This is a genomic window from Halorientalis sp. LT38 (genome assembly GCF_037031225.1).
In the GTDB taxonomy this organism is placed as follows: domain Archaea; phylum Halobacteriota; class Halobacteria; order Halobacteriales; family Haloarculaceae; genus Halorientalis; species Halorientalis halophila.
In genome coordinates this window covers 1,509,372-1,534,445 of the sequence record NZ_JAYEZN010000001.1, presented here as the reverse complement: position 1 = coordinate 1,534,445, position 25,074 = coordinate 1,509,372, and the positions used below count along the sequence as shown (strand labels likewise).

General features: G+C 70.0%; 24 protein-coding genes. 11 read left to right on the top strand and 13 right to left on the bottom strand.

The window, feature by feature from the left end:
- Positions 1-84: 84 nt before the first annotated feature.
- Positions 85-1,914 (top strand): archaea-specific SMC-related protein, encoded by a 1,830-nt coding sequence (locus U5918_RS07860; RefSeq protein ID WP_336000702.1) that lies wholly within the window; start codon positions 85-87, stop codon positions 1,912-1,914.
- A gap of 421 nt (positions 1,915-2,335) precedes the next feature.
- On the opposite strand, the gene U5918_RS07855 is transcribed toward U5918_RS07860, so the two are convergent.
- The 3 genes from U5918_RS07855 to U5918_RS07845 form a co-directional block, all read right to left on the bottom strand.
- Positions 2,336-3,193 (bottom strand): universal stress protein, encoded by an 858-nt coding sequence (locus U5918_RS07855; RefSeq protein ID WP_336000700.1) that lies wholly within the window; start codon positions 3,191-3,193, stop codon positions 2,336-2,338.
- Positions 3,194-3,265: 72 nt separating this feature from the next.
- Entirely contained in the window at positions 3,266-4,039 is a 774-nt protein-coding gene (locus tag U5918_RS07850) for an NAD-dependent epimerase/dehydratase family protein (RefSeq protein ID WP_336000698.1), read from the bottom strand.
- A 74-nt stretch (positions 4,040-4,113) separates the two neighbouring features.
- Positions 4,114-5,502, bottom strand: coding sequence for a dihydrolipoyl dehydrogenase family protein (locus U5918_RS07845; RefSeq protein ID WP_336000696.1), 1,389 nt, complete (start codon positions 5,500-5,502; stop codon positions 4,114-4,116).
- Between the two features lie 162 nt (positions 5,503-5,664).
- Here U5918_RS07845 and U5918_RS07840 point away from each other — a divergent pair, with 162 nt between their 5' ends.
- Entirely contained in the window at positions 5,665-7,536 is a 1,872-nt protein-coding gene (locus tag U5918_RS07840) for a glycoside hydrolase family 15 protein (protein ID WP_418771196.1), read from the top strand.
- Between the two features lie 12 nt (positions 7,537-7,548).
- Here U5918_RS07840 and U5918_RS07835 read toward each other — a convergent pair whose 3' ends face one another.
- Positions 7,549-8,346, bottom strand: a complete 798-nt coding sequence (locus U5918_RS07835; protein WP_336000693.1) for an SDR family NAD(P)-dependent oxidoreductase — start codon at positions 8,344-8,346, stop codon at positions 7,549-7,551.
- A gap of 60 nt (positions 8,347-8,406) precedes the next feature.
- Positions 8,407-9,165: an SDR family NAD(P)-dependent oxidoreductase gene (locus U5918_RS07830; protein WP_336000692.1), complete on the bottom strand. Its 759-nt coding sequence runs from the start codon at positions 9,163-9,165 to the stop codon at positions 8,407-8,409.
- 132 nt (positions 9,166-9,297) lie between these two features.
- On the opposite strand from U5918_RS07830, the gene U5918_RS07825 reads away from it, so the two are divergent.
- From U5918_RS07825 to U5918_RS07805, 5 genes are all read left to right on the top strand, one after another.
- Positions 9,298-10,518: an MFS transporter gene (locus U5918_RS07825; RefSeq protein ID WP_336000691.1), complete on the top strand. Its 1,221-nt coding sequence runs from the start codon at positions 9,298-9,300 to the stop codon at positions 10,516-10,518.
- Between the two features lie 95 nt (positions 10,519-10,613).
- Complete coding sequence (gene mutL, locus U5918_RS07820; protein ID WP_336000690.1) at positions 10,614-12,740, top strand: DNA mismatch repair endonuclease MutL; 2,127 nt, start codon at positions 10,614-10,616, stop codon at positions 12,738-12,740.
- 97 nt (positions 12,741-12,837) lie between these two features.
- Complete coding sequence (locus U5918_RS07815; protein ID WP_336000689.1) at positions 12,838-13,809, top strand: sugar kinase; 972 nt, start codon at positions 12,838-12,840, stop codon at positions 13,807-13,809.
- A 149-nt stretch (positions 13,810-13,958) separates the two neighbouring features.
- The gene (locus U5918_RS07810) at positions 13,959-15,152 is read left to right on the top strand and encodes a carboxypeptidase-like regulatory domain-containing protein (protein WP_336000688.1); all 1,194 of its coding nucleotides are present in this window, start codon (positions 13,959-13,961) and stop codon (positions 15,150-15,152) included.
- Positions 15,153-15,263: 111 nt separating this feature from the next.
- Positions 15,264-16,622 carry an MFS transporter gene (locus U5918_RS07805; protein ID WP_336000687.1) on the top strand — a complete coding sequence of 453 codons (1,359 nt, stop codon included), beginning with the start codon at positions 15,264-15,266 and terminating at the stop codon, positions 16,620-16,622.
- 18 nt (positions 16,623-16,640) lie between these two features.
- On the opposite strand, the gene U5918_RS07800 is transcribed toward U5918_RS07805, so the two are convergent.
- From U5918_RS07800 to U5918_RS07790, 3 genes are all read right to left on the bottom strand, one after another.
- On the bottom strand, positions 16,641-17,246 hold the full coding sequence (locus U5918_RS07800; RefSeq protein WP_336000686.1) for a methyltransferase family protein: 606 nt from the start codon (positions 17,244-17,246) through the stop codon (positions 16,641-16,643).
- Positions 17,247-17,298: 52 nt separating this feature from the next.
- Complete coding sequence (locus U5918_RS07795; RefSeq protein WP_336000685.1) at positions 17,299-18,072, bottom strand: SDR family NAD(P)-dependent oxidoreductase; 774 nt, start codon at positions 18,070-18,072, stop codon at positions 17,299-17,301.
- 117 nt (positions 18,073-18,189) lie between these two features.
- Positions 18,190-19,368: an MBL fold metallo-hydrolase gene (locus U5918_RS07790; RefSeq protein ID WP_336000684.1), complete on the bottom strand. Its 1,179-nt coding sequence runs from the start codon at positions 19,366-19,368 to the stop codon at positions 18,190-18,192.
- Between the two features lie 109 nt (positions 19,369-19,477).
- Between U5918_RS07790 and U5918_RS07785 the strand changes: the two genes are divergently transcribed.
- Positions 19,478-20,107, top strand: coding sequence for a rubrerythrin family protein (locus U5918_RS07785; protein WP_336000683.1), 630 nt, complete (start codon positions 19,478-19,480; stop codon positions 20,105-20,107).
- A 15-nt stretch (positions 20,108-20,122) separates the two neighbouring features.
- On the opposite strand, the gene U5918_RS07780 is transcribed toward U5918_RS07785, so the two are convergent.
- The 3 genes from U5918_RS07780 to U5918_RS07770 form a co-directional block, all read right to left on the bottom strand.
- Complete coding sequence (locus U5918_RS07780; protein WP_336000682.1) at positions 20,123-20,560, bottom strand: acyl-CoA thioesterase; 438 nt, start codon at positions 20,558-20,560, stop codon at positions 20,123-20,125.
- A gap of 62 nt (positions 20,561-20,622) precedes the next feature.
- Entirely contained in the window at positions 20,623-20,991 is a 369-nt protein-coding gene (locus U5918_RS07775; RefSeq protein WP_336000680.1) for a DUF8159 domain-containing protein, read from the bottom strand.
- 40 nt (positions 20,992-21,031) lie between these two features.
- Positions 21,032-21,634, bottom strand: a complete 603-nt coding sequence (locus U5918_RS07770; RefSeq protein ID WP_336000679.1) for a DUF6663 family protein — start codon at positions 21,632-21,634, stop codon at positions 21,032-21,034.
- Positions 21,635-21,737: 103 nt separating this feature from the next.
- Between U5918_RS07770 and U5918_RS07765 the strand changes: the two genes are divergently transcribed.
- From U5918_RS07765 to U5918_RS07755, 3 genes are read left to right on the top strand one after another with little or no spacing between them, the layout of a single operon-like run.
- Entirely contained in the window at positions 21,738-22,340 is a 603-nt protein-coding gene (locus tag U5918_RS07765; RefSeq protein ID WP_336000677.1) for a hypothetical protein, read from the top strand.
- Between the two features lie 29 nt (positions 22,341-22,369).
- Positions 22,370-23,281 (top strand): cobalamin-binding protein, encoded by a 912-nt coding sequence (locus U5918_RS07760; RefSeq protein ID WP_336000676.1) that lies wholly within the window; start codon positions 22,370-22,372, stop codon positions 23,279-23,281.
- A gap of 1 nt (position 23,282) precedes the next feature.
- A complete protein-coding gene (locus tag U5918_RS07755) occupies positions 23,283-23,744 on the top strand; it encodes a desampylase (RefSeq protein WP_336000674.1) in 462 nt (153 codons plus the stop codon).
- Here the strand turns inward: U5918_RS07755 and U5918_RS07750 are convergent.
- Together U5918_RS07750 and ubaA are read right to left on the bottom strand one after the other, a co-directional pair.
- A complete protein-coding gene (locus tag U5918_RS07750; RefSeq protein ID WP_336000673.1) occupies positions 23,731-24,099 on the bottom strand; it encodes a DUF5658 family protein in 369 nt (122 codons plus the stop codon). The genes U5918_RS07755 and U5918_RS07750 overlap by 14 nt on opposite strands.
- A 119-nt stretch (positions 24,100-24,218) precedes the next feature.
- A complete protein-coding gene (gene ubaA, locus U5918_RS07745) occupies positions 24,219-25,055 on the bottom strand; it encodes an SAMP-activating enzyme E1 (RefSeq protein WP_336000671.1) in 837 nt (278 codons plus the stop codon).
- Positions 25,056-25,074: the final 19 nt, after the last annotated feature.

Genomic DNA, 25,074 nt, shown 5'->3' with positions numbered 1-25,074 from the left:
TGAGTGGACCGATAGTATCGCGAGAGCGAGGGATCCGGCCGCGATCGGCCGGGAGCGACCCCGGCGCGTGGCACTCCTCGACCGATGAGTGACGTCCGGCTGGCGGTCGAGAACGTCGGCGGGATCGAGTCCGAGGAGTACGACTTCGACGACGGGACGACGCTGATCGTCGGCCGCAACGCCTCGAACAAGACCTCGCTGCTCCGGAGCGTCCAGTTCGCACTCGGGATCGACGAGTTACCGATGCGAAGCGGCGCGGATCGGGCCGGCGTCCGCCTCGAAGTCGGCGACCGGACGGTCAGCCGCGAGGCGCGGCGCAACGGCGCGGGCTACGAGATCGAGGGCGACGGCTGGGTGACCGATCCCGAGGACGCCCTGCTGGTGCGTCGGTTCGCGTGTCTGCTCGGCTCGAACCCACTTCGTGGCGCCGTCGAACGCGGCGAGGACGTCGAGTCGCTGCTGAAGGAACCGATCGACGTCGAGGCGCTGGAAGCCGAGCGCGCACGGAAACTCGAGCGCAAGCGCGAACTGCGAAGCGAGATCGAAGCGCTCGCGAACGTCGACGAGCGCCTCGAGGAACAAACCGCCGAGCGCGCGGACGTCCGCGAGCGGATCGAGACTCTCGAGGCCGAACTCGACGACCTGTACGCCCAGCAGGAGGAGACCGAGACCGGCGACGAGCGGCTCGACGAGCTCCGGGAGGAGCGGACCGACCTGCGGGCCGAGCGGGGGACCTACGGCGACGGGATCGAGGAACTGGAGTCGACCATCGAGCGACTGGCCGAGCGGCGGGCGACCGTCGCCGAGGAGCTGGCCGACGCGGAGTCGGCGGTCGAGGCGGTCGACGTCGAGCGCCTCAAAAGCGAGCGCGAGTCGGTCCGGGCGGAACTCGCGGAGATCACGGACCGGATCGACGTCTTGCAGTCGGTGCTGTCGGCCAACCGCGAACTGCTCGACTCGGAGTTCGCCGGCAGCCTGGGCTACGACCCGGGGCTGATGGACGACGAACTCTCCTGCTGGGCCTGCGGCAACGCGGCGCCCCGGGGTGACTTCGAAGACACCGTCGAGGAACTCCAGGAGCTGATCGCCGCGGACAAGGAGCGCAAACGCGAGCGCGAACCGCAGCTCTCGGAACTGGAACGCGACATCGAGGCGGCCGAAGACGCGAAGCGTCGCGTCCGGGACCTCGAAGCCGAGCTGAACGACGTCGAGGGGCGGCTCCAGCAGCGTCGGGACTCCCTCGAACAGAAACGCGAGGAGTACGAGCGCGTCGAAGCGGAACTCGAACGCGTCGAGCGGGAGATCGCCGACCAGGAGAGCGAGCGCGCCGAGTCGCGCTCGGACGTGGCGACCGACATCGAGGAGGTCCGGCTGGAGCTCCAGACGCTCCGCCGGGAGGTTGAGCGGCTCGGCGACGCGATCGACGACCTCGAAGCCGACCGCGAGGAGCGCGAGCGGAAGGCAAACGAGATCGAGCAACTGACCGAGGATATTCAGGCGCTCACGGAACGGATCGAGAACCGGGAGGCGGAGCTGCGGACGGTGTTCAACGAGACGATGGACGAGTTGATCGACGCGCTCGGGTTCGACCGGATCGAGCGCGTCCGCCTCGACGGCGACTTCGAGGTCGTCATCGCCCGCGAGGTCGACGGCGTCGTCCGCGAGGACGCGATCGACCACCTCGCAGAGAGCGAACGCGAGGTGATCGGCATCGTCCTCGGCCTCGCCGGCTACCTGGTCTACGACGTGGACGAGGTCGCCCCTATCCTGCTCTTGGACTCCCTCGGCGTCTTCGACGCGACGCGGACCGAGCGCCTCGTCGAGTACTTCGCCGACCGGACCGACGTCCTGCTGGCGGCCATCCACCCGGAGGTCGCCCAGCACCTGGACTACGAAGCCGTCTCGATGTCCTGAGCGGGCCGACCCACCCCACTCACCGGACCCACCCGACCCACCCGACCACCCACCTCATCGTTTCATATCGAGCACCGAATCGGAAAACTACCGACTTCCTGTCGTTCGAACCCCGTTTGCCGCCGTCCACTCGGTTTCTGGATCCCGTGATCGGTGCAACAGCCGATAACTCGCCCCAAATTGCGGTTGAGAGTACTCTCTCCGATCGGTTCACGCCGGAACTGTGATCGAGGGTCGAACGAGCCCGACGGACGCGATGTGTGCCGGAGAAATGCGCTCTGACGTCCCTATTCGACGTAACTCGGGTCGTGACAGACGCTACCCTACTCGAACGGCGGCCGGGAAGTCGGTACGCGACGTACCTGATACGTTACAATCCTGTGAGATTGATAAATGGGGGGAACGAGTACCGACTCGGCGCTCACTCGCCGGACATCCGGACGGTCAGGACCGGGACGGTGGACGTTCGGACGACCTTCTCGGCGACGCTGCCGAGCAGGTAGCGGTCGATACCGCTCCGACCGTGGGTCCCCATGACGACGAGGTCGATCTCGTTCTCGTCGGCGTAGGTCCGGATGGCATCGTAGGGGCGTCCCTCCATGACGGCGGTCTCCGTGCCCTCGACGCCGGACTCGGCGGCCGCGGTCGCGACGCGCTCGACCGCGTCGCTGGCGCGGACATGGAGCTCGTCGGCGATCCGATCGAACTGGATCTCGGGCGCCATCACGGTCGTGTCGACGACCGACAGCCCGTGCAGCGTCGCCCCGTAGTGCGTCGCGAGGTCCGTGGCGGCCGCGATCGCCGCTTCGGACCCCTCGCTCCCGTCGGTGGGCACGAGGATCCGCTCGTAGGGGATCGACCCGACGTCGTCGTCGGTCGGGTGGACAGTGAGGACCGGCACGTCCGACAGCCGGACGACCTTCTCGGCGACGCTGCCGAGCAGGTACCGGCGCAGTCCCGTCCGCCCGTGGGTCCCCATCACGATCACGTCGCTCCCGGACTCGTCGGCGAACGCCAGGATCTCCTCGCTGGGGACGCCGGCCCGGATCGCCGTCTTCGGGACCTCTTCGAACTCGATGCCTTCGAGGGAATCGTCGGTCTCCGCGCGGGACGCCCGTTTGCGGTCGTCGACCTCCTGGTCGTCGTCGAGTTCCCGCGCGTCGACGACGTGGAGTACGTAGACGGTCGCCTCGTACCGGTTGGCGAGGTCGGCCGCGTGTTCGAGCGCCCGCCGGGCCGGGTCGCTGCGGTCGGTGGGGACGAGGATCCGATCGAACATCGTGGGCCACACGACGACGGGAAACGGTTTAGCTCTAGCCCGCTTCGCCGGGTCGCCAGCGCGACGAGCGGGTCAGTCGTCGAGCACGTCCGCAGCGTCGTCCCGCGGCCGGTACCCCAGCAGCCGCATCGTCTCGGTGATGGAGTGGAACCGGTCGGTGTTGCGCGAGACCGCGTTCACGGTGATCGGGTTCTCGGGGAGGTCGGCCGTCGCCGCCTGCCGGTGGACGTCGCGGCAGTCCCGGGGGCTGAGCCAGAGCGCCCGCACGAACCGTCGCTTCCCCTGATCGTCGGCCGCCCGGGCCTCCGTCTCCAGATCGTCCTCGCTCATGTACCAGCCGATGCGGAGGTTGACGACTTCGAGGTCCTGCACGTCGGCGTAGAACGTCGTCAGCCCCTCGCAGGCGGCTTTGCTCACGCCGTAGTAGGAGTCCGGCCGCGTCGGCGCCTCGGCGTCGACCGTCTGGGCGTAGCCGGTCGTCATCCGTTCGGGGTCCTCGTCCACCGCGTTGTACGTGCCGACGGCGTGGTTCGAGGAGGCGAAGACCACCCGGTCGATCCCGTTCTCGACGGCCGCGTCGCAGACGTGTTTGGTCCCGTGGAGGTTCGTCTCCGTGACCGTCTCCCAGTCGGCGCCTGGCGAGGACGCGCCGGCGAGGTGGATCACCACGTCCACGGCGTCGAGTTTCGCGGCCACGTCGTCGGGGTCGGTGACGTCCAGGCGTTCGCTGTCGATGTCGTCGTGCGCTGAGTGGGTGAACGCGCGCACCTCGTCGTCGCCGTCGAACGCGTCGAGCAACTCCCGACCGACGTTCCCCCCGGCACCGGTGAGTGCGATCCGGGTCATCCCCTGAACGCTGGGCCGCGAGGCAGGTAACGGTTGGTTCCCTCGGCTTCCCGACACGGGACCCACGGCGAGGCTCAGAACCCAGTGGGAGCGACGTCCCGGACGTCGCGGAACGCCCCCTGGACGACCTCGGAGATCGCGGGGTGGACGTGGATCGTCTCGGCGATCGTCGACGCGTCCGCGCCCGCGGCGACCGCCGTACTCACCTCGTGGATCATCGTCGACGCCTCCGGGCCGACGACGTGACAGCCCAGCACCGCCCCGTCTGGGGCGACGAGTGCCTTCGCGAACCCGCCGTGGTCGTCCAGTGCCGACCCGAGCGCGGTCTCGTCGTACCGACACCTCCCGATCTCGTAGTCGCCGTCGAGGTCGTCCTCGGTCGCCCCGAGGCCGGCCACCTCCGGCGAGCCGAACACGGCGTGGGCCATTCCGGGGTACTCGACCGGTTCCCCGCGCCCTCTGACGGCGTTCTCGACGGCGTACTCCGCCTCCTTGTCCCCCGAGTGTTTGAACATGTAGTTGCCCGCGATGTCGCCGATGGCGTAGACGCCCTCGGCGGAGGTCCGGAGGTACTCGTCGGTCTCGACGAACCCCTCCTCGTCAGTCTCGATGCCGGCGGCGGAGACGTTCCAGCTCTCGGTGTTGGGCCGGCGTCCCGTCGCCAACAGGATGCGGTCGCCAGTGACCTCGATCTCCGCGCCGTCCGCGTCCTCGGCGGTGACCCGCTTGTCCGTCCCGTCCCCGGCGATCTCGGTCACGGTGTAGCCCAGACGGAGGTCGTGTCGCTCCCGGTAGGCCTCGGTGAGCCGCTCGGCCACGTCGGCGTCCTCGCGATCGAGGAGGACCGCGCCGTGACCGACGATGGTCACGTCGGCGCCCATCTCCCCGAAGAAGTGCGCCAGTTCGACCGCGACGTACCCGCCGCCGACGATCACGAGCCGATCCGGTCGCTCGGAGAGCCAGAGGGCCTCGTCGCTGGTCAGGAACGCGGTCTCCTCGGTCCCGGCGATGGCGTCCGGGACCACCGGCCTTGACCCTCCGGCCAGGACGACCGTCTCGGCGGTGAGTCGCTCCGTCTCGCCGTCCTCGTCTCCGACCACGACTGTCCGCTCGTCGACGAACCGGCCCTCGCCCTGGTAGAATGTGACGCGGTCGTGCTCGCGGGCGGCCGCGGCCTTCGCCTCGGCGTCGGCGTCGATCTCCTCGCGCACGTCGTCGACGATCCGCTCGAAGTCGATGGATTCGAGTGTGGCCTCGACGCCGACCGACCCGGCCGTCCGGACCGTCTCCGCGACGTTCGCGCGGTGGATGAGCTGTTTCGAGGGGTTGCACCCGCGGTTGAGGCAGGTTCCGCCGAGTCGGTCGCGTTCGACGAGCGCGACGTCGAGGCCGTCTTCGGCGGCCGCCGACGCTACCAGGTTGCCCGTCCCGCCGCCGAGGACGATGAGGTCGAACTCGGGCATAGGAGGGTCACCGTACCACGTCCAGCGTCTTTGGCCTGTGGGTGGCTCCGGGCCGGCGATTTTTCCGCCGTCGTCCCGACGGTCTAGTCGTGCACCCAACGTCGCCCCCACCCCGGCCGACCGCCGCCGTGACCCCCTCGGACCAAACCCCAGGTACGGGAGGTGAGCCCGGTGGCTGACGCCGGCTACACCCCGATCGAGGACTACGGCGTGATCGGCAACCTCGAGACGTGCGCGCTGGTCGCCCCCGACGGCTCGATCGACTGGTTTCCCTTCCCCCATCTCGAGTCGCCGAGCATCCTCGGCGCGATTCTGGACGCCGAGCGCGGGGGCCGCTTCCGGATCGCCCCCGCTGCCTCCGCCGACGGACGCCAGTCCTACGTCGGGCGGACCAACGTCCTCGAGACGGCCTTCGAGACGGACGCGGGGACCGCGACGGTGACGGACTTCCTCCCGCCGGCCGGCCGCGTCGATCACCCCAAGAAGGTCCTCTACAGGAAGGTCGCCTGCTCGGACGGGACCGTCGACCTCGCCGTCGAGTACGACCCGCAGTTCGACTACGGGCGCGGGGCGACGACGATGACCGCGACCGACGAGGGCGTCCACGCCGCCGGCGGGGACGAGCAGACGCTCCTCGAGAGCCCCGTCGACCTCCGAATACAGGACGGCCGGGCGACCGGCACCCTCTCGCTCGACGCGGGCGATACCGTCTGGTTCATGCTGCGCTGTACGGGGGCGGAGGACGCGGCGACCGACCCCGAGGCGGCGCTCGCCGACACGATCGCCTTCTGGAAGGACTGGGTCCACGACTGCGACGGCGTGGGAGGCGACTGCGCCTTCGACGGCCCCTGGCACGACCTCGTCGTCCGGTCTGGCCTGGTCCTGAAACTCCTCACCCACGCCGAGTCGGGGGCCATCGCCGCCGCGCCGACCACCTCCCTTCCCGAAGACGTCGGTGGGGTACGGAACTGGGACTACCGCTACAACTGGCTGCGCGACGCCGGGTTCACGATTCAGGCGCTGATGAACCTCGGCCACGTCGCCGAGGCGGTCGACTACTTCGACTGGTTCCTGGACCTCTGTCACGCGGATCGACCGGGCGAGATCCGGCCGCTCTACGGCCTCCACGGCGACGACGATCTCGAGGAGCGGGAACTCGATCACCTGGCTGGCTACCGCCAGTCCAGCCCCGTCCGGATCGGCAACGGCGCCGCCGAACAGACCCAGCTCGACATCTACGGGGAGCTCTTGCTCGCGGCCGACGACATGCACTCCTTCGGCCGGGAGATCACCCCCGACGACTGGGCGGTGCTCCGGGGCATCGTCGACCACGTCGTCTCGGTGTGGGACGAACCGGACGCCGGGATCTGGGAGGTCCGCAGCGGGCCGGAGCACTTCGTCTACTCGAAGGTGCTGTGCTGGGTCGCCCTGGACCGGGCCCTCGCCATCGCCGACGCGGGGGACCTCGACGCGCCAGTCGAGACCTGGCGCGAGGCCCGCGAGCGAATCAGGGCGGCCGTCCTCGAGAAGGGCTACGACACGGACCTGGACGCGTTCGTCCAGTCCTACGGGTCCGAGACGCTGGACGCGACAGCCCTCCTGCTCCCGATGGTCGGCTTCCTCCCGTTCGGCGACGACCGGATCCGGGGCACCGTCGAGACGATCGAGTCCCGGCTGGTCGAGGACGACGTGCTCGTCCGGCGCTACGACGGAGAGGACGGATTACCCGGCACCGAGGGGGCGTTCGTCCTCTGTTCGTGCTGGCTGATCGACGTCCTGGCGCTCTCGGGTCGGGTCGCCGAGGCCCGCGAGCGGTTCGAGGCGCTGCTCGAGTACGTCGCCCCCCTCGATCTCGTCGCCGAGGAACTCGACGTCGCGGGCGGTCACTACCTCGGGAACCACCCGCAGGCGTTCAGCCACGTCGGGATCGTCAACAGCGCCCTGTACGTGGCCTACGCCGAGGGCCGGGAGATCCCCGGCCCGGAACCGATGGGCGTTCGCCTGGGCGACCCGATCGTGACGCCCGGGGAGTGAGTCCCCCGCCCGTCACTGCAGTCCGAGGTCGTGCTCCATCGAGTTCCCGGGTCGGGGGACGCCCTTGACCGTCACCGTCTCGCCGGTCATGAACGCCGCGGCCGGGGAGACGAGGAACTGGACCACGTCCGCGATGTCCTCGCCGTGGCCGATCCGACGGTCGACCTGCTCGCGCGGGGGCATGTCCTCGCTGTCGATGCCCAGCGTCTCGGCCACGCCCGGCGTCTGGATCAGGCCCGGCGCGACGCAGTTGACCCGTATGCCGTCCTCGGCCCACTCGGTCGCGACGGTCTCGGTCAGCCGGATGATCCCCGCCTTCGCGGTCCCGTAGTGGCTCTCGCCCGGCGCTGGGTGCTGGCCGTTGACGCTCGCCATGTTGACGATCCGGCCACCGCCCTGCTCGCGCATGACGTCGCCGGCCACCTGCATCCCGTGGACCGTTCCCATCACGTTCAGATCGAGGATGGCGTCGAAGCCGTTCGCCGAGATGTCCTCGAAGGCCGCCACGAACTCCCCGCCGGCGTTGTTGACCATGATATCGAGGCCGCCGAACTCGTCGACGACCTCCTCGACGAACGCCTCCATCTGCTCGCGCTCGCGGACGTTGCACTCGACGGCAAGGGCCTCGCCCTCGGCCTCGCTCTCGTTGATCGCCTCGGCGACCGGGCCGACCCGGTCCATCTCCCGCGAGCAGATGCCCACGTTCGCGCCGCTGGCCGCGAGCGTCTCCGCGATGGAGCGCCCGATTCCCTGACTCGCACCGGTGACGATGGCGGTCTCGCCCGCCACGCCGAAGTCTGGTTCGTGCATCGACGGATGGGCGGCCGCGAGCGGGAAGATTCTATCGGTGGGGTCGGTGGCCTCCGCCCGTCAGGTACAGGAGAAGCCGCCGTCGATCACCAGCGCCTGGCCGGTGATCCAGTCGGCCTCGTCCGAGGCCAGAAACAGCATCGCGTTGACGACGTCCTCCGGTTCGCCCAGTCGCTTGAGCGGATAGTGCCGGGACATCTCTTCTTTGCGCTTGGCCCACTCCTCGTCGGTCTGGCCCTCCCTGGGCATCGGCGTGTCGGTGACGCCGGGACAGACGGCGTTGACGCGGACGCCGTCGGGGCCGGCCTCTGCGGCCAGCGTTCGGGTGAAGTTGACCACGGCGCCCTTCGAGAGCGAGTAGGCCGATAGCTGCGGCGCGCCGATGACGCCCGCGAGCGACGCCGTGTTTACGATGGCGCCCGATCCCTGTTCCTCGAAGTGGGGGAGGACGGCCTGACAGCCGTTCCAGACGCCCTTTACGTTCACGTCGATGACGCGGTCCCGCTCGTCGTCGCTCACCGATTCGAAGTCCATCCGGTGGTGGCTGACGCCCGCGTTGTTCAGCAGGATATCGAGGCCGAACTCCTCGGCCGCGGCGTCGACTCCCGCCCGGAAGGCCTCGCCGTCCCGCACGTCTAGTTCGTGCGTCGCGATCTCGCCGCTCTGTGCCTCGACGCGTTCGACCGTCCCCGCGAGGCCCTCGGCGTCCACGTCGGCCGCGACGATGGTCGCGCCCTCTTTCGCGAACCGCTCGGCGGCGGCCCGGCCGAGGCCCGATCCCGCGCCAGTGATAAACGCCGTCTTGCCCTCGAGTCGCATACTCACGCTGCAGGCGGCGGGGGCTTAAGCGGCGGGGGCGGTGGCGAACGGACGCGGTGGGCTTGGCGGTCGCCCCGACTCGCCGCCGACGAATAGACGGCCCTTTGTATCGGCGACTCCAGCATCCGTCGAATGAGCGCACGGTCGGTCTCGATGCGACGCTACGGCCTGGTCGTCGCCGGCTCGCTGTGTTACACCTGCCTCACGTTCGCGTGGTTCAGCCTGCCGGCGTACCTCTCGACGATCATCGCCGACGCCGGTCTCACCGGGACCCAGGCCGGCCTCCTCGCCGGGGCGGTTCCGTTCACCTACATCCCGATCGCCCTGTTCTCGGGGCTGGCGGTCGACCGGATCGGACCGACCCGCAGCCTCGCGATCGGACTCGGCGTGGTCGGCCTATCGCAGATCGCCCGCTCGGTCGCCGCTGGCTTCCCGGGCCTGCTCGCAGCGACGCTCGCGCTCGGCGTCGGCGCGACCGCGATCACGTTCGGCCTCCCCAAACTCGTCTCCGTGCTCTTCCCGCCCGCGGAGACGGGGCTGCCCTCCTCGCTGTACATGGTCGGCGCGGCCGTCGGGACGGCCGGCGCCTTCGGCGTCGGCCGACCGGTGATCGGCCCGGCTCTCGGTGGGTGGCGCCCCCTCTTTCTCTACAGCGGGCTCGCGGCGGTCGGCTACGCCGTCGTCTGGCTGGCGATCGTTCGGCTGGTTCCCCTCGCCGGGAGCCGGCGCGAACCCACCGCAGACGCGGACGCAGAACGGGGGTCTACGTCGGTCGCCGGGGATCTGCGCCGGGTGTTCGCTCACCGGGACCTCCGGCTGATGGTGGTGCTGGGCGTGGTCTACCTCGCGCTGGTCCACGGGATGCAGGGGTGGCTCCCGACGGTCCTCGAATCGCGCGGGCTGTCGGCGGATCGGGCGGGCCAGACCACGACGCTGTTGGTCGGCGCGAAGGTCCTCGGCGTCCTCTCGATCCCGGTGCTCGCCGACCGCGTCGACGCGCGGCGGGCGGCGCTGGTCGGCTGTGGTGCCCTCGGCGCCGTCGGGGTCGGCGGTGTCATCGCGGGCGGGGCGACCGCGATCGCCGCGCTGGGCATCGTGATGGCCGGCCTCGGCGTCGGCGGGCTGTCGCCACTGATCCGCGCGATCCCGCCGGATCTGGAGGGGATCGGTCCCGAACTGACCGGCGTCGCCATCGGGCTGGTGTTCGCGGTCGGCGAGATCGGTGGCTTCCTCGGGCCGGTATTGGTTGGGACGCTCTACGACCTGACCGGGTCGTACGTCCCCGGCCTGGGCGCGCTCGCGGGCGCCGGCGTCGTCGGCGTCGTCGCCGGCGCGGCGCTGCGGGACGTCTGAACGCGATCGGCCCCGCGCCTCGAGCCCTCCCTCGCGCTGCTCGGTCGGGCTCGCTGCCGGCATACTCAAGTGGTTGAGACGATCAGTCGAGAGCAATGAGCGAGGACGGGTCGATCCGGGAACTCGACGGGAAGACCGTCGAGCGTATCGCGGCCGGCGAGGTCGTCGAGCGCCCGGCCTCCGTGGTGAAGGAACTCGTCGAGAACAGTCTCGACGCCGACGCGAACCGGATCGCCGTGTCCGTCGAGTCGGGGGGCAAGGACGGCATCCGCGTCAGCGACGACGGGATCGGCATGACCGAGGGCGAGGTGCGGAAAGCCGTCGAGGAACACACGACCTCGAAGATCCGCGACATCGCGGACCTCGAAGCGGGCGTCGCGACCCTCGGCTTCCGCGGCGAAGCCCTGCACGCCATCGGCGCGGTCTCGCGACTCACGATCGAGACGCGCCCGCGTGGCGCTGCGCAGGGGACCAAACTCCGAGTCGAGGGCGGCGAAGTGACGACCGTCGAACCGACGGGCTGTCCCGAGGGGACGACCATCGAGATCGAGGACCTGTTCTACAACGTCCCGGCGCGCCGGAAGTACCTCAAGCAGGACGGGACGGAGTTCGCCCACGTCAACACGGTCGTCACGAGTTACGCGCTGGCCGAACCGGACGTGGCCGTCTCGCTCGAACACGACGGTCGGGAGACGTTCGCGACGACCGGCGACGGGAACCTCCGGAGCGCCGTCATGGCCGTCTACGGCCGCGAAGTGGCCCAGGGCATGGTCGACGTGGCGGCCGACGCGGACGCCGCTGGGGACGCCGTGGGAGACGGCGAAACCGACTCGCTCCCCGACGGCCCCCTCGACGCGGTCGAGGGGCTGGTGAGCCACCCCGAAACCAACCGGGCCAGCCGGGAGTACGTCGCGACCTACGTCAACGGCCGGTACGTCCGCTCGTCGACCGTCCGGGACGCCGTGGTCTCGGCCTACGGCAACCAGCTGGCGCCCGACCGCTACCCCTTCGCCGTCCTCGACCTCTCGCTGCCGGCCGACACGGTGGACGTGAACGTCCACCCCCGGAAGATGGAGGTGCGCTTCGCGGACGCCGAGGGCGTCGCCGAGCAGGTCGAGGCCGCCGTCGAGGAAGCACTCCTCAGAGAGGGCCTGCTCCGCTCGTCGGCCCCCCGTGGACGGTCGGCGCCCGACCAGACCGAGATCAGTCCCGAACGGGCCGGCGATCCGGCAGGGGAGCCCGAGGGCGACGGCGACGGAACCGCCGCCGGTGCCGACAGCGGCGGCGAACCGCCGGCCCAGCCACCGACCCGGGAACGATCGCCGATCGGCCCGGACGACGTGCGGGACGCCGATCCGGCGGACGAGTCGGACGGAGCCGGCACGGCAGGGACCGCTGGCTCTGCGTCCGATGTCGATGGAATCCCGACCGGGAGCGACGGTGGCGTCGAGTCGGCCGACCGCCCTGCTGGCTCCGGTACCGGCATCGGTACGGATCGCCCCGCCTCGGACACGTCGGACCCCCACGACCGCGGGGGTCGGTTCCGGCCGGGGACCGAGCAGGCCCGGCTGGGCGACGACGCGCCGGCCACCGGCGAGCGCGAGACGTTCGACCGCCTGCCGGCCATGCGGGTGCTCGGACAGTACCGCGAGACCTACCTCGTCGCCGAGACCGACGACGGGCTCGTCCTGATCGACCAGCACGCGGCCGACGAGCGGGTCAACTACGAGCGCCTGCGCGAGCGCTTCGCCGACGGGGCGACGAGCCAGGCGCTGGCCGACCCCGTCGAACTGTCGCTGACGGCCCGCGAGGCCGAACTCTTCGAGGAGTACACTGACGCGCTGGCGCGGCTAGGGTTCCGGGCAGAGCGAGTAACAGACAGGAGCGTGGAGGTGCGGACCGTTCCGGAGCTGGTGGCGCAGACGGCCGGCCCGGAACTGATCCGGGAGGTCCTCTCGGCGTTCGTCACGGGGGAGGCCGCGGCGGCCGAGACCGTCGACGCGGCGGCCGACGGCCTGCTGGCCGACCTGGCCTGCTACCCCTCGATCACCGGCAACACGTCGCTGACGGAGGGGTCGGTCGTGTCGCTGCTCGACGCCCTCGACGACTGCGAGAACCCCTGGGCCTGTCCGCACGGTCGCCCGGTCGTCATCGCCTTCGACCACGGGGAGATCGAGGACCGTTTCGAGCGGGACTATCCCGGCCACGGCGGCCGGGAGTAACCGGCGAGGGCGCTCGGCCGGCTCGGCGGCCCGTCGCCGGATATCGGCATGAGAACGTACCACACGAATTATACCCCTCGGCGTTCACGTTCGATACATGACACAGCTGGTGACGTTCGGGGAGGCGGTACTCAGGCTGTCGCCGCCGCAAACGGCGCGCCTGGAGACGACGGAGCGGTTCGACGTCTGGACGACCGGTGCGGCGAGCAACGTCGCGGTGACGGCGAGCCGGCTCGGCACCGACGCGACCTGGGTTTCGAAACTCGCTGACACGCCGCTGGGGCGGCGCGCCGTCTCGGAACTGCGCGGCCACGGTCTCTCGACCGAGGTGACGTGGGCCGACGCCGACGAGAGCCGGCAGGGACTGACCTTCTACGAGCACGGGGTCGAGCCACGAGAGAGTGTCACCGTCGACGATCGCGACGGGACGGCCATCGGGACGGCCGAGCCGGGCGGGCTGCCGATGGACACCGTCCAGAACGCCGAAGCGGTCTTCGCCAGCGGCGAGACGCTCGCGCTCTCGGACACCGTGGTCGAGACGACCGAGGCGGTCCTTCGCGCGACGAGCGGCACGTCCGTCCTGGGCCTGGACTACCGCCCCGGACAGTGGTCGGCCGAGGAGGCGAGGGAGACCGTCTCGGGACTGTTCCCGGCGGTCGACGTGTTCGTGACGAACGTCGACGAGGCCCAGCGCGTGCTGAAACAGACCGGCAAGCCGGCCGAGATCGCCCACCAGCTGGCCAACGAGGGCGACTTCGAGACGGTCGTGATGACCCGCGGCGAACACGGCGCACTGGTCTGGCACGACGCGACCATCCACGAACAGGACGCGGTCGCGACCGACGCCGTGGACGTGACGGGCCAGCACGACGCTTTCGTCGGCGCGTTCCTGGGTCGGCGACTGGCCGGCGACGCGATCGGCGCCGCGCTCTCGCACGGGGTCGCCGCCGCCGCGCTGTCGCGGACGGTCTACGGACCCGTCCCGACGATCGACCCGTCCGAGGTCGAACAGGTCGTCGGCGACCTGACCGGGGACTCCCCCGGAAGCAGCGGCGGTCCGCTCCGATAAACCGCCGGCGTGGGGCGCCCTCGACGGGGAGGCTCGGGCGCTGGCGCGGCCCGGAACGGCGGGCCGTGCCACGGATTTGACACCAGCCGACAGACGTAAATGGAAGCCTTCCGAGAGGTCTGCATATGAGACGTACACTGGTACTGCTGATGACAGCTCTCGTCGCGTGCTCGGTCGTCGTCCCGGCGGCCGGCGCGACACAGAGCGATCTGGTCACGCTCACCGTCACCGTCGAGGACCGGGACGGCGACCCGGTCGGCTCGGCGACGCTGACGGCGAGCTGGGACGGCGGGAACCAGACGGAGACGACGCGGTCGAACGGACAGGCCCTGATCGACGTGCCCCGCGGCGCCGACGTCGAGATCGACGTCGCGCACGACGACTACGTCCGCAACCGGCCCTACGCGGTCGACGACGCGAGCGCCGGGTCCGAGACGATCACCGTCGCGGAGAAGGGGACGGCGACCGTCGAGGTGCGCGACCTGGACGGGAACCGGGTCAGCAACGCCATCGTTCGGATGCTCCACGACGGCAACCGCGACCCGGTCGTGGACGGCCGGACCAACGGCGACGGGATCTTCCAGTCCGATACCATCGAACAGGGCGACTACACCCTGCGAGTGCACAAACAGGGCTACAAGCGAAACCAGACGGACGTCGAGGTGACGGGCGACAACACGTTCAAGACGCGCATCGAGGAGGACGCGGTCACCGTGACGTTCGAGGTGCGCGACGATTACACGTCCCCGTCACAGCCGGTCCCGGGCGCGACGGTCTCGATCCCCGGACTGGGCAACACGCTCCAGACCCTGAGCAGCGGACAGGTGACGACGAGCGTCCCCGTCAACTCGAACTACGACGTGACGATCACCAAGGACGGCTACGAGGAAGTGACCAAGACGCTCCGCGTCCGTGAGACCTCGACCACGCTCGAGACCTCCATCCAGCGGGTGAGGACCCTCAACGTCGATCCCGCGAACCGCCAGGTCGTGGTGAACGAGAACGCCAGCATCGCCGTCACCAACGAGTACGGCGAGGTCGTCGAGGGAGCGACCGTCACCGTCGACGGAGAGTCCGTCGGCGAGACCGACGGCGACGGCGAACTCACGTTCCTCGTCGAGAGCCCCGGCGACCACGTCGTCGAGGTCGAATCGGACGACCGGCAGGGCAGCGTCACCATCGAGGGCGTTTCCCCCGGCTCGGACGGGAACGACACGACCGAGGCCCCGACGACCGAGGCCGAGGAAACCACCACCTCGAGCGGGATCGGTCCGGGCTTCACGCCCGTCGCCGCCCTCGTGGCCGCGCTGCTGGTCGCCCTCGTACTCGGGCGGCGCAACTGAGGCGAGCGCCGACTCCCCGCGACCGACGCCGCAGGTCGATTTTCCACGTCACTGTTTCGCCCGGGAGCGCTCGGGATCCCGATTTATGCCGGACCCGGACGAAGCGCGCGCATGGCCGACTCCACCGCCGACTCGCGCGTCGCGGAGGACGGGACGGGGCCGATCGCGACGCTCCGGGCCTTCTTCGCGCTCGAACGGGACGTGCTGGTCCTCTCGGTGGCGATGTTCGCCTTCAGCCTCGGCTTTCAGATGACCGGCCGGTACGTCCCGCGGTACATGAGCCTGCTCGGCGCCGGCGGGCTGGCTATCGGCCTCTACGGGACGGTGGGGAACCTCATCAGCGCCGTCTACCCCTACCCGGGCGGGGCGTTCTCCGACCGAGTGGGGTCGCGGGTCGCGCTCACCGCCTTCGGACTCGCGTCCACCGTGGGATTCCTGGTGTGGCTGGCCGCCCCGCTGTTCGGCGTCGTCACTCTGGATCTCTCTTTCGTTCCCGTCGCCGACTCGGCGGCGGTCGTCCTGCCCGTCGGCATCTTCCTCGGCCTCTTTCTCGCCCAGGCCTGGAAGTCCTTCGGGCTGGGCGCCACCTTCGCCGTCGTCAAGCAGGCCGTCCCCCCGGACCGGCTGGCCACGGGGTTCGCCAGCACCGAGACGGTCCGCCGACTGGCCTTCCTCGTCGGCCCGCTGCTAGCCGCGAGTCTGATCGCCGTCTTCGGGTTCGACCTCGGATTCAGGGCCGTCCTGGCCGTCGCGGCCGCGTTCGGACTCGTCGCCACCGTCGCCCAGCACCGCCTCTACGACTCGAGCGAGGACACGCTCGGCAAGTCCTTCGAAGGCATTTCGGCGATCCGCGAGGACCTGCGGTCGATGCCGCCGGAACTCCCGCCGCTTCTGGCCGGCGACACGCTCGTGCGCTTCGCCAACGGGATGGTCTACGTCTTCTTCGTCATCGTCGTCACGGAGTTCCTGGCCGTCGACGCCACGCTCCCCGTGATCGGCTACCTCTCGCCGGACGCCCTGTTCGGCGTCCTCCTGGCCGTCGAGATGGTCGTCGCCCTGCTCTCGATGGTCCCCATGTCCCGGCTGGCCGACCGAGTCGGCCTGAAGCCGGTCGTCGCGCTGGGCTTCGCGGTGTACGCCCTCTTCCCGATCCTGTTGATCTCCGCGCCCGCCGACCCCTGGATCGTCGGCCTCCTCTTTGCCTTCTCCGGACTCCGGTTCGCCGGCTTGCCTGCCCACAAGGCGCTGATCGTCGGCCCCGCAGAACGGGGCGCGGGCGGCCGGGTGACGGGCGCGTACTACCTCCTGCGGAACGTCCTCGTCGTCCCGAGCGCGCTCGTCGGCGGCACCCTCTACGACGCCGCCTCGCCAGAGGTGGCCTTCGGCGTCGCGACGGTGATCGGACTGGTCGGCACCGGCGTCTTCCTCGTCTTCGGCGAGGAGTTCGACCCGGACGGCCAACGGGCGTGAGCCGGACCACTCACTCCGTCAGTCCTGGCCGATGACGTCCGCCCAGAGTCGCGAGAGCGTCGTCGGCCCGACGAAGCGGGGGACAGAGGCGCGGTACCGTTCGTAAGCCTCGCCGTACCGGTCGGCCAGCCACGGCTCCTCGGCCAGCGGCAGGACGAGCCAGTGGACGAGGATCACCGCCCCGAGCCCCAGCGCGAGCCGGGAGTTCGCGAGCAGCGGAATGCCGACGGTCGCCGCGATCAGCCCGACGTACTGCGGGTTGCGCGAGTAGCGGTAGAGTCCGTCGGTCGTCAGCGTCCCTTCCAGCCCCATCGACTCCGCTTGCCCGAGGTCGCGCTCGACCGCGACGGCGACGGCGACCCCGACGAGCGTGAGGAGGCCGCCGAGGACGAGCGACGTCGGCCGCGGGAGCACGCTGGTCCCCCGGTCGAGCCACGCGAGGGCCGGCAGGCTCAGCTTCGAGACCGCGTCGATCGTCCAGTGGCTCCAGTACTTCCAGTTCCGTTCGGCTGGCGGCCAGTAGCGGCGCTCCGGCCAGACGATACTCACGACGACGCACGCGAGCAGCGCGAGCGTCGCGATCACCCCCGATGCGAAGACGGCGTCTGCTATCGTTACGGACATCGTGTTCACCCCCGATCGTTTCGAAGCCGATGCGTCGGTCCGCGGGACGGCGTTATCCGCCGCCGGAGGCCCGGTAGCCGCCGTCGACGATCAGGCCCTCGCCGGTGATCCAGGAGGCCTCGTCGGAGGCCAGGAAGAGGATGGCGTCGGCGATCTCCTCGGGCTCGCCGAGGCGACCGAGCGGGTAGCCGTCCTCCATCCGCTCGCGGGCGGCCTCGGGATCGTCCGAGGTGGCGAGCATCTGCTCGACCAGCGGCGTGTCGGTGAAGCCGGGACAGACCGTGTTGGCCCGGACGCCGTCGCGACCGGCCTCGGCGGCGACGGCGCGGGTGAAGTTCAGCACCGCGCCCTTCGTCATCGAGTAGGCGGCGTTGCGCGGCAGGCCGAAGACGGAGGCCAGCGAGCCGACGTTGACGATGGCGCCCGAGCCCTGCTCCTTCATGAGCGGGAGCGCGGCGTGACAGCCGTTCCAGACCCCCTTGAGGTTCACGTCGATGACGAAATCGCGCATCGACTCGTTGATGTCCTCCATCACCGCGGGCGGGTGGCCCGTCCCGGCGTTGTTGACCATGACGTCCAGGCCGTGCTCCTCGTGGACGGCCTCGACGGCCGCGTGGAACTCGTCGGCCTGGGTCACGTCGACGCGGTGGGCCTCGGCCCCGCCGGTGTCGAGTGTTTCGACTTTTTCGGCCGTCTCCTCGGCGCTCTCCTCGTCGATGTCCGTGGCGATCACGTACGCCCCCTCCTCCGCACAGCGCAGCGAGGCGGCCTGGCCGATGCCCGACCCGGCACCGGTGATGAACACCGTCTTGTCTTCCAGTCGCATGGCCCGACCGATTCCCGCCACCATCATAAATCTACCAGAATTTGCGGTGCGTCGCTTCGCGTTTCCAGCGTTAGCTCGAATTCAGTTTTCATCACTAGCTGGAAACGAAACGGACGACTACTCCCCAAGCGACGGGCCGGCGGCGCAGTTGTTCGGGCCAAGTTCGACCTCGAAAGCGGCCTCGTCGTCCAGGTCCTCCAGCCCGAGGTTGGCGGCGACGATGCGCTCGTAGTTGTCCGGTTGCGGCGGCATGTCCCGGAGGATGCGGGCGGTAAATTCCGCCCTGTCCATCTCGAAGACTGGCAGCCGGTCGCGTAACTCGCCGAGTCGCGCGACGTAGCTGCCGTCGTCGTCGGGCGTGGCGGCCTCGCTGTAGTGGCCGGGCGCCACGAGCGTATCCTCGTCGAAGTCGGCCAGCCGCGCGGTCAGCGACTCGTGAAGCTGGGTCGCGAGCGCCTCCGCGCCGCCCTCGCCGCGCTGGAGGTCCGGGCGCGCAACCGATTCGACGAACAGGCTGTCGCCGGTCAGGAGCACGTCCCCCACCGCAAAGGCGGTCATCCCGGTCGTGTGGCCGGGGAGGTGGACTGCCCGGAGCGAAGCGTCGCCGACTGCGATCTCCTCGCCGTCGATGATCGTCGCCACGTCGTAGTCGACGCCGCGCTGGACGCTCAGTCGGGGCATGAACGCACGGGCGTCGGTCTCGGCGGCGAGGTCTCGGAGGCCGCTGACGTGGTCGGCGTGGACGTGCGTGTCGACGACGGTCGTGATCTCGGCGCCGCGCTCCGTGGCAGCGTCGACGTAGCGTTCGGTGAACGCTCTGAGGGGATCGATCACGGCGGCCTCGTCGCCGGAGACGACGAGGTAGGAGAGACAGCCGCTGGCGGGACGCTGGAACTGGACGACGGTGGCGGCGTCGCAGGGAATGTCGACCGTCCGGGCGACCCGCGCCCAGCCGGTCATCCCCTCCGCGAGGTTGTGGGCCTCGATGCCGGCCTCGGTGAGCAGCCCCGCGACGTAGGCGCTGGCCTCGCCCTCCCCGCAGACGACGGTGATGGGGCCCTCGCCGTCGACTTCTGCGGCGCGGTCCGCGACCGAACCCTGCACCTCCGCCTGGAGCCACTGCATGTACGGGACGAGGGTGGCCGCGACCGAGGGGCCGGAGATCCGCCACGCCTCGAACTCGTCGCGGTTGCGCACGTCGAGTAGCCTGACGGGCTCACCGGCGGCGAGCCGGTCGGCCAGCCACGCCGGCGACCGGGCGTCGACGGCCACATCCGGATCGGGATAGTCGCTCATGGGCCCCGATAGGCCGCGGCGGCGAATAAACGACCCGACGCGAGCCAGGGCGATCGACCCGCTCCCGACGCCCCGGAAACTAAGCCACCTGCCCGCCAAGGATGGGATCATGGACGGACAGGCGTTTCTCGAACGCGTCCGCGAGGACGAGCGCACGGCGCTCGAACGACTCGGCTCTGACAAGGCGCTGCTGGCCGCGACGGGGGCCGACCTCGACGCCGACACCGTGCTGGGCGTGCTGGCCGCGACCGAACGATACCACCGGGAGACGTTCGAGCGGTGGGCCGAGGCGGCAGCGGACGAGGCGGCGGCGGACGCGTTCCGGGCGGCCGCAGAGACCGCCGGCACGCACGTCGAGCGCCTGCAGGCGGGCCGAAGCGAGGACGCCGCCGAGACTGCCGACGACCTCGAAACCGGAGTCGGCGGGCAGGACGACGACGTGGCGCGGGCGGCGGCCGGCCTCGTCGGGGCCTCGCTGGTGCTCGACCGGACGCTGCTCCAGGCGGTCAACTTCTTCGTCAACGAGGCCGACGAGCGCCGGGCGAATCTGATCCGTGAGGTCCGGACCGCGACGGAGGACCGACTGGAGACTGGACTCGACCTGCTGGACGAACTTTGCGAGGGCGACGCGGACTGGGAGCGAGCGATGGATACGGCGACGGACGCCGTGGCCGCCGCCTACGACGACTACGCCGAGCGGCTGGAAGAGATGGGGATCGACCCGAAACCGGTCTGCTGACCGCTCGGCGGCCGTTCAGTCGCCGGGCTGTTCGGGCGGTCGGTCCTGGAACTGGGCGATGGCCTCGCGGAAGTCGTCGGGGATGCGGCGGGGCTCGCCGGTCTCGCCGTCGACGGCGACGTGGGTGACCGAGCCCTCGGCGAGCAGTTCGTCGTCCTCGGCCCGGCGGGCGACGTACTCGCCGGTCATGCTCGACTCGCCGATGCGCTCGATCCGGTAGCCGTGGACCAGTTCGTCGGCGAAGCCGGCCTGGCCGCGGTAGTCCATGTCGACGTTGACGACGTGGACGTCCCAGCCGGCCGATTCGACGTCCTTGTAGCTGTAGCCGACCGCACGGAGGAAGGCGGAGAAGGTCTCGTCCTGGAACGTGACGTAGTTGCCGTAGAAGACGACGCCCTGCAGGTCCGTCTCCTCGAAGCGCACGCGGTTCTCCCAGACGACGGGTAGGTCCATGCGAGTGAGCGGCGCGTGCCCGGCAGTTAACCGTGCCGGTGGCCTGCCGGTCCTGCCGCAATCTACGGAGGCGTCTCGACCGTCTCGAGCACCCGCTGGGAGAACTCCGTCTCGGTGATGTCGTCGCGGCCGAGTTCACGGAACCACGCCGCCTCGGCCCGCCAGGTTCCCAGCCGCTCCCCCTCCAGCGTGGTGGCGACGGCCCGGAGGTCGACCGGGTCCCAGCCCTCCTCGCGGAACTCCCGGAGGACGTTACAGAGGCGGCCGATGTCCCGGTCGGGGACGCCGGGCGCCTCCGCATCCGCGTCGACGTGGACCGTCTCGTAGGTGACCTCGAGGGCCTCTTCGCCCCGTTCGAGGTCGGTCACGTAGAGCCCGTGGCTCACGAGGCGGTTCTCGATGCGCTCGTAGACGTCCTCGGGAGCGGACATGCCCACGGGTAGGGGCGAGCGCGGCTTGGGTCTTTGGGGCTCAGGGCGGCGCCGGGTCGTACTCGTCGTGGAGCGTCTCGGCGAGCAGGCCGCCGGCGTCCAGCGCGATGTAGATCACGAAGAACGGCTCGGTCGCCGGCCGGAGACAGAACACCTCGTAGGGCGGGTCGGCGCCGCCCTCCTGGAGCTTCCCGAGCATCGGCTCGATGGTCTTGCGGCCGTCGCAGAACTCGGCGAACAGGTCTCGCTCGCCGGCCTGCTTCGCGACGGTGTAGAGGACGCCGTTGGGCTCGCCGTCCGTGTCGTGGGTCGTCGTCGGGTAGATCGGCATCTCCTCTATCCGGGCCTGCTCGAAGGTGTCCTGGGCCCGCTCGAAGATGTCCGGTGTCCCGTCGGCCGCGAACAGCAGCGTCTCCGTCCGGACGGTCAGGTCCGTGAGCGTCGGCGGTTCCGTCCCCCAGTCGAGCGTCGCGTCGACGAGGTGGCCGGGGCGGAGGTCCGCGATCGCGCCGGCGAGCGGTTCGTCGTACCCGTCGGCGCGAACGACGGTCGGCTCCTCGGTGCCCCGCTCGACGAGGCGCAGTCGCCCCTCGCCGTCGTCGATCCCGTAGACGCGATAGGTCCCGGACTCGGTCGCCGTCATCGGTTTTCCTCCCCGCTCCTGGCTCTTGTATCCACGGTTCTGATAGAACCCGGAAACATAATAAAGAGAACGAATAACGTGTAGAGCGGTAGAGTGAACCCAGATGAGCAAGGTTTCGATCGCGGGCCGAGAGTTCGACGTCGAGGTTGTATCTGAAAACGAACAGGTCGACTTTCGCCTCGTCGTCGAGTACGAAACTGTGGCCGGGGACCGGTACGTCGAGCGGACGACGCTCGAGGCGACGGGCAGAGCCGAGATCTCGGTCGAGGCGCTGTCGACGACGCTCGCGGACTGGGAGGCCGCGCGCGAGGTCGACGAGGTACTGGGGTTCGCGGTCGTCGAGGAGCGACTGGCGCGACGGGCCGGCGAATTCGAGGGTGCGGGTGGGGATGCGCTGCTGGTCGACCCCGAGGAGCGGTCCGTGGCGACGGCCCGCGAACCCGGGCAGGGATCCCCGGCTCCCTCCCGATACGTCGAGGGCGACCACCTGATCTACTACGAGGGTGGCCCGGACAGCTCGGTGTACGGCCACACCACCGAGGGCCTCGTGGCGGAAGCGCCGCCGATCGAGCACCAGCACCGCGAGAACGAGCCGGACAAGGTCCGGCTGGATGTGGGCGGACGGACGAAACTCGTCCCCCTCGAGTGGGTCGTCGGCCTCGCCGGGGAGACGGACGTGGATCTGGACAAGCCGCGGGACCTCTGATTTTTGGGGTCGGCGGTCCATGACCGAGCATGCGCATCGTCTCCCTGCTTCCCTCCGCGACCGAGATCGTCTACGCGCTGGGGCTCGAGCCAGTCGGCGTCTCCCACGAGTGCGACTACCCGCCCGAAGCCGCCCAGGTCCCCGCCGTCAATCGTTCGCGCGTCGACCCCGAGGCCAGCAGCCGGGAGATAAACGAACAGGTCGCGACCGCCGACGAGGACGGCGGCGTCTACGAGATCGACGACGAGACGCTCGAACGACTGGACCCGGACCTGATCGTCTCGCAGGGGATCTGCGACGTCTGCGCGGTCGACGAGGTCCTCGTCCGCGACGCCGTCGAGCGCCTCGATCTGGACGCCGTAGTGTTGACGACCGATCCCCACAGTCTCGACGACGTGTTCGCCGATATCCGCCGGATCGGGGACGCGGTGGGCGAGGCCGAGCGAGCGGCCGAACTGGTCGCCGACCTGCGCGAGCGCGTCACGGCCGTCGAGCGGAGGGTCGCGGCGGCAGAGGAACGCCCGCGGGTGGCGGTGCTCGACTGGCTCGATCCCGTGATGGTCGCCGGCCACTGGATCCCCGAGATGGTCGCGGCCGCCGGCGGGGAGTACGGGATGGCCGACCCCGGCGCGCGCTCGGAACCGCGGGAGTTCGCGGAGGTCAGCGAGTACGATCCCGAGGTGCTGGTGGCCGCGCCCTGTGGGTTCGGACTGGACCAGACCGAGCGGAACCGCGCGGACTTGACCGACCGGGAGGGCTGGGCGGACCTGACCGCGGTCCAGGCGGGCCGGGTCTTCGCGATGGACGGCCACCACTACGTCAACCGGCCGGGGCCGCGGCTGGTCGACACACTCGAGCACCTGGCCGCGCTCTGTCACCCGGACCTGTTCGACGTCCCGCCGAGCGACGTGGTCCGCCCGTTCCCGGGCGCGCTCGCCTGAGATGTTCGCGCTGACTCGCGAGGTGTACGACGACCTGATCGCCTACGCCCGCGAAGGCGCCCCCGAGGAAGTCTGTGGCGTGCTCGGTGGGCGGAGCGAGTCCGACCACCGGGAGGACTCGGCGACCGCGAACGGTGAGGCACGAGCCGTGAGCGCACTGGCAGACCGGTATCGCCGGGCCGAGAACGTTGCGGCCGACCCGACACGGGCCTACGAACTCGACCCGGAGGAGCAACTCGCCCACATGCAGGCCATCGAGGACGCGGGACGGGACGTCGTCGGCTTCGCCCACTCGCATCCGAATGGACCGCCAAAGCCGAGCGCGACCGACGAGCGGCAGGCGACCTGGCCGGGCTATCACTACCTGATCGTCTCCCTCGACGGAACCGAGCCGTACGTCGGATGCTGGCGCTGGACGGGGGAAGAATTCGCAGCCGAACCCCTCGGGATCAGATCGCGGTGAGGCCGACGTAGACGTTGGAGACGACGATGAAGGTCCCGACGCAGGTGACCGAGAGCAACCAGGGCCGCCAGAGGGGCACGCGTTCGACGGTGTCGCGGTAAGTCAGGAGGGTGACGCCGACGACGAGTGCGACGGCCCCCTTCATGACGAGCAGGAGCATGGGCTCGTGGGCCAGCAGCCGCCGCACGAGCGGGTTGGCCTCCATCCCCACGTCGCCGGTGAAGGTGAGCGCGATCAGCGTCGAGACGGCGTCGCCGAAGCCCCAGACGAACACCAGCGCGAACACCGACTCGACGTAGTCGGGCTTGCGGAGGCCGAGCGCGGGCAGTCTGGTTTCGGGTGATGATATCGACATCGGGACGATCGACCTGTGTCCCTACTGCTTGTCGAAAATCCACCATAAATATACGCGCCAAATTATCGAAAATGAAAACCACTCGGTCGCGACGGGGGCTGTGCCGGCCGGCCGCGCGGTCAGTCAGCGCCGATTGCGCAGGTCTCGACGTATTCGACGTCCGCGACCGAGGAGATGGCGGGCTCCTCTCCGCAGACCGGGCACTCCGGGTTCGGTTCGACCGGGATCTCCTCGAAGGTCATGTCCATCGCGTCGTAGAAGATCATCCGGCCGTCGAGCAGTTCGGCCTCCGGGGCGACGCCGGCGTCCTGCAGGATCCACTTCACGGTTTCAGTCGCCTGGATGCAGCCCACGGTGCCGGGGAGGACGCCCAGCACGCCGGCCTCCGAGCAGTCCGGGATCTCGCCGGCCGGCGGGGCCTCGGGGAACAGACAGCGATAGCAGGGCCGGCCCTGGGTGAAGGAGGTCACCTGGCCCTCGAAGCGGTAGATGGCGCCGTGGGAGAAGGGGACGCCCGCGAGCGTGCAGGCGTCGTTGACGAGAAAGCGCGTCTCGAAGTTGTCGCTGCCGTCGACCACGAAGTCGTAGTCCGCGATGAGGTCGTCGACGTTCTCGGCCGTGACCCGGAGCTCGTGGACGTCGACCGTCACGTCGGGGTTGAGATCCGCGACGAACTCGGCGGCGCTCTCGGCCTTCGGGCGGCCCACGTCCGCGTCGGCGTGGACGATCTGGCGCTGGAGGTTGCTCCGTTCCACCACGTCGTCGTCGGCGATGCCCAGTCGGCCCACGCCCGCGGCCGCGAGGTACTGGATGATCGGCGAGCCGAGGCCGCCGGCCCCGAGCACCAGCACGTCGGCGTCGAGCAGGGCCTTCTGCCCGGCCGGCCCGATGCCGTCCATGATGATGTGCCGGGAGTACCGGTCCAGTTGCGTGGGGTCCAGATTGAGGTCGCTCATGGCCCCGCGTAGGCGGCCG

Excerpts from the sequence above, each read along its gene's own strand:
- U5918_RS07860 (WP_336000702.1), top strand. The coding sequence starts at position 85 with ATGAGTGACGTCCGGCTGGCGGTCGAGAACGTCGGCGGGATCGAGTCC.
- U5918_RS07855 (WP_336000700.1), bottom strand. The coding sequence starts at position 3,193 with ATGTTCGATCGGATCCTCGTCCCCACCGACCGCAGCGACCCGGCCCGG.
- U5918_RS07850 (WP_336000698.1), bottom strand. The coding sequence starts at position 4,039 with ATGACCCGGATCGCACTCACCGGTGCCGGGGGGAACGTCGGTCGGGAG.
- U5918_RS07845 (WP_336000696.1), bottom strand. The coding sequence starts at position 5,502 with ATGCCCGAGTTCGACCTCATCGTCCTCGGCGGCGGGACGGGCAACCTG.
- U5918_RS07835 (WP_336000693.1), bottom strand. The coding sequence starts at position 8,346 with ATGCACGAACCAGACTTCGGCGTGGCGGGCGAGACCGCCATCGTCACC.
- U5918_RS07830 (WP_336000692.1), bottom strand. The coding sequence starts at position 9,165 with ATGCGACTCGAGGGCAAGACGGCGTTTATCACTGGCGCGGGATCGGGC.
- U5918_RS07825 (WP_336000691.1), top strand. The coding sequence starts at position 9,298 with ATGAGCGCACGGTCGGTCTCGATGCGACGCTACGGCCTGGTCGTCGCC.
- mutL (WP_336000690.1), top strand. The coding sequence starts at position 10,614 with ATGAGCGAGGACGGGTCGATCCGGGAACTCGACGGGAAGACCGTCGAG.
- U5918_RS07815 (WP_336000689.1), top strand. The coding sequence starts at position 12,838 with ATGACACAGCTGGTGACGTTCGGGGAGGCGGTACTCAGGCTGTCGCCG.
- U5918_RS07810 (WP_336000688.1), top strand. The coding sequence starts at position 13,959 with ATGACAGCTCTCGTCGCGTGCTCGGTCGTCGTCCCGGCGGCCGGCGCG.
- U5918_RS07805 (WP_336000687.1), top strand. The coding sequence starts at position 15,264 with ATGGCCGACTCCACCGCCGACTCGCGCGTCGCGGAGGACGGGACGGGG.
- U5918_RS07800 (WP_336000686.1), bottom strand. The coding sequence starts at position 17,246 with ATGTCCGTAACGATAGCAGACGCCGTCTTCGCATCGGGGGTGATCGCG.
- U5918_RS07795 (WP_336000685.1), bottom strand. The coding sequence starts at position 18,072 with ATGCGACTGGAAGACAAGACGGTGTTCATCACCGGTGCCGGGTCGGGC.
- U5918_RS07790 (WP_336000684.1), bottom strand. The coding sequence starts at position 19,368 with ATGAGCGACTATCCCGATCCGGATGTGGCCGTCGACGCCCGGTCGCCG.
- U5918_RS07785 (WP_336000683.1), top strand. The coding sequence starts at position 19,478 with ATGGACGGACAGGCGTTTCTCGAACGCGTCCGCGAGGACGAGCGCACG.
- U5918_RS07780 (WP_336000682.1), bottom strand. The coding sequence starts at position 20,560 with ATGGACCTACCCGTCGTCTGGGAGAACCGCGTGCGCTTCGAGGAGACG.
- U5918_RS07775 (WP_336000680.1), bottom strand. The coding sequence starts at position 20,991 with ATGTCCGCTCCCGAGGACGTCTACGAGCGCATCGAGAACCGCCTCGTG.
- U5918_RS07770 (WP_336000679.1), bottom strand. The coding sequence starts at position 21,634 with ATGACGGCGACCGAGTCCGGGACCTATCGCGTCTACGGGATCGACGAC.
- U5918_RS07765 (WP_336000677.1), top strand. The coding sequence starts at position 21,738 with ATGAGCAAGGTTTCGATCGCGGGCCGAGAGTTCGACGTCGAGGTTGTA.
- U5918_RS07760 (WP_336000676.1), top strand. The coding sequence starts at position 22,370 with ATGCGCATCGTCTCCCTGCTTCCCTCCGCGACCGAGATCGTCTACGCG.
- U5918_RS07755 (WP_336000674.1), top strand. The coding sequence starts at position 23,283 with ATGTTCGCGCTGACTCGCGAGGTGTACGACGACCTGATCGCCTACGCC.
- U5918_RS07750 (WP_336000673.1), bottom strand. The coding sequence starts at position 24,099 with ATGTCGATATCATCACCCGAAACCAGACTGCCCGCGCTCGGCCTCCGC.
- ubaA (WP_336000671.1), bottom strand. The coding sequence starts at position 25,055 with ATGAGCGACCTCAATCTGGACCCCACGCAACTGGACCGGTACTCCCGG.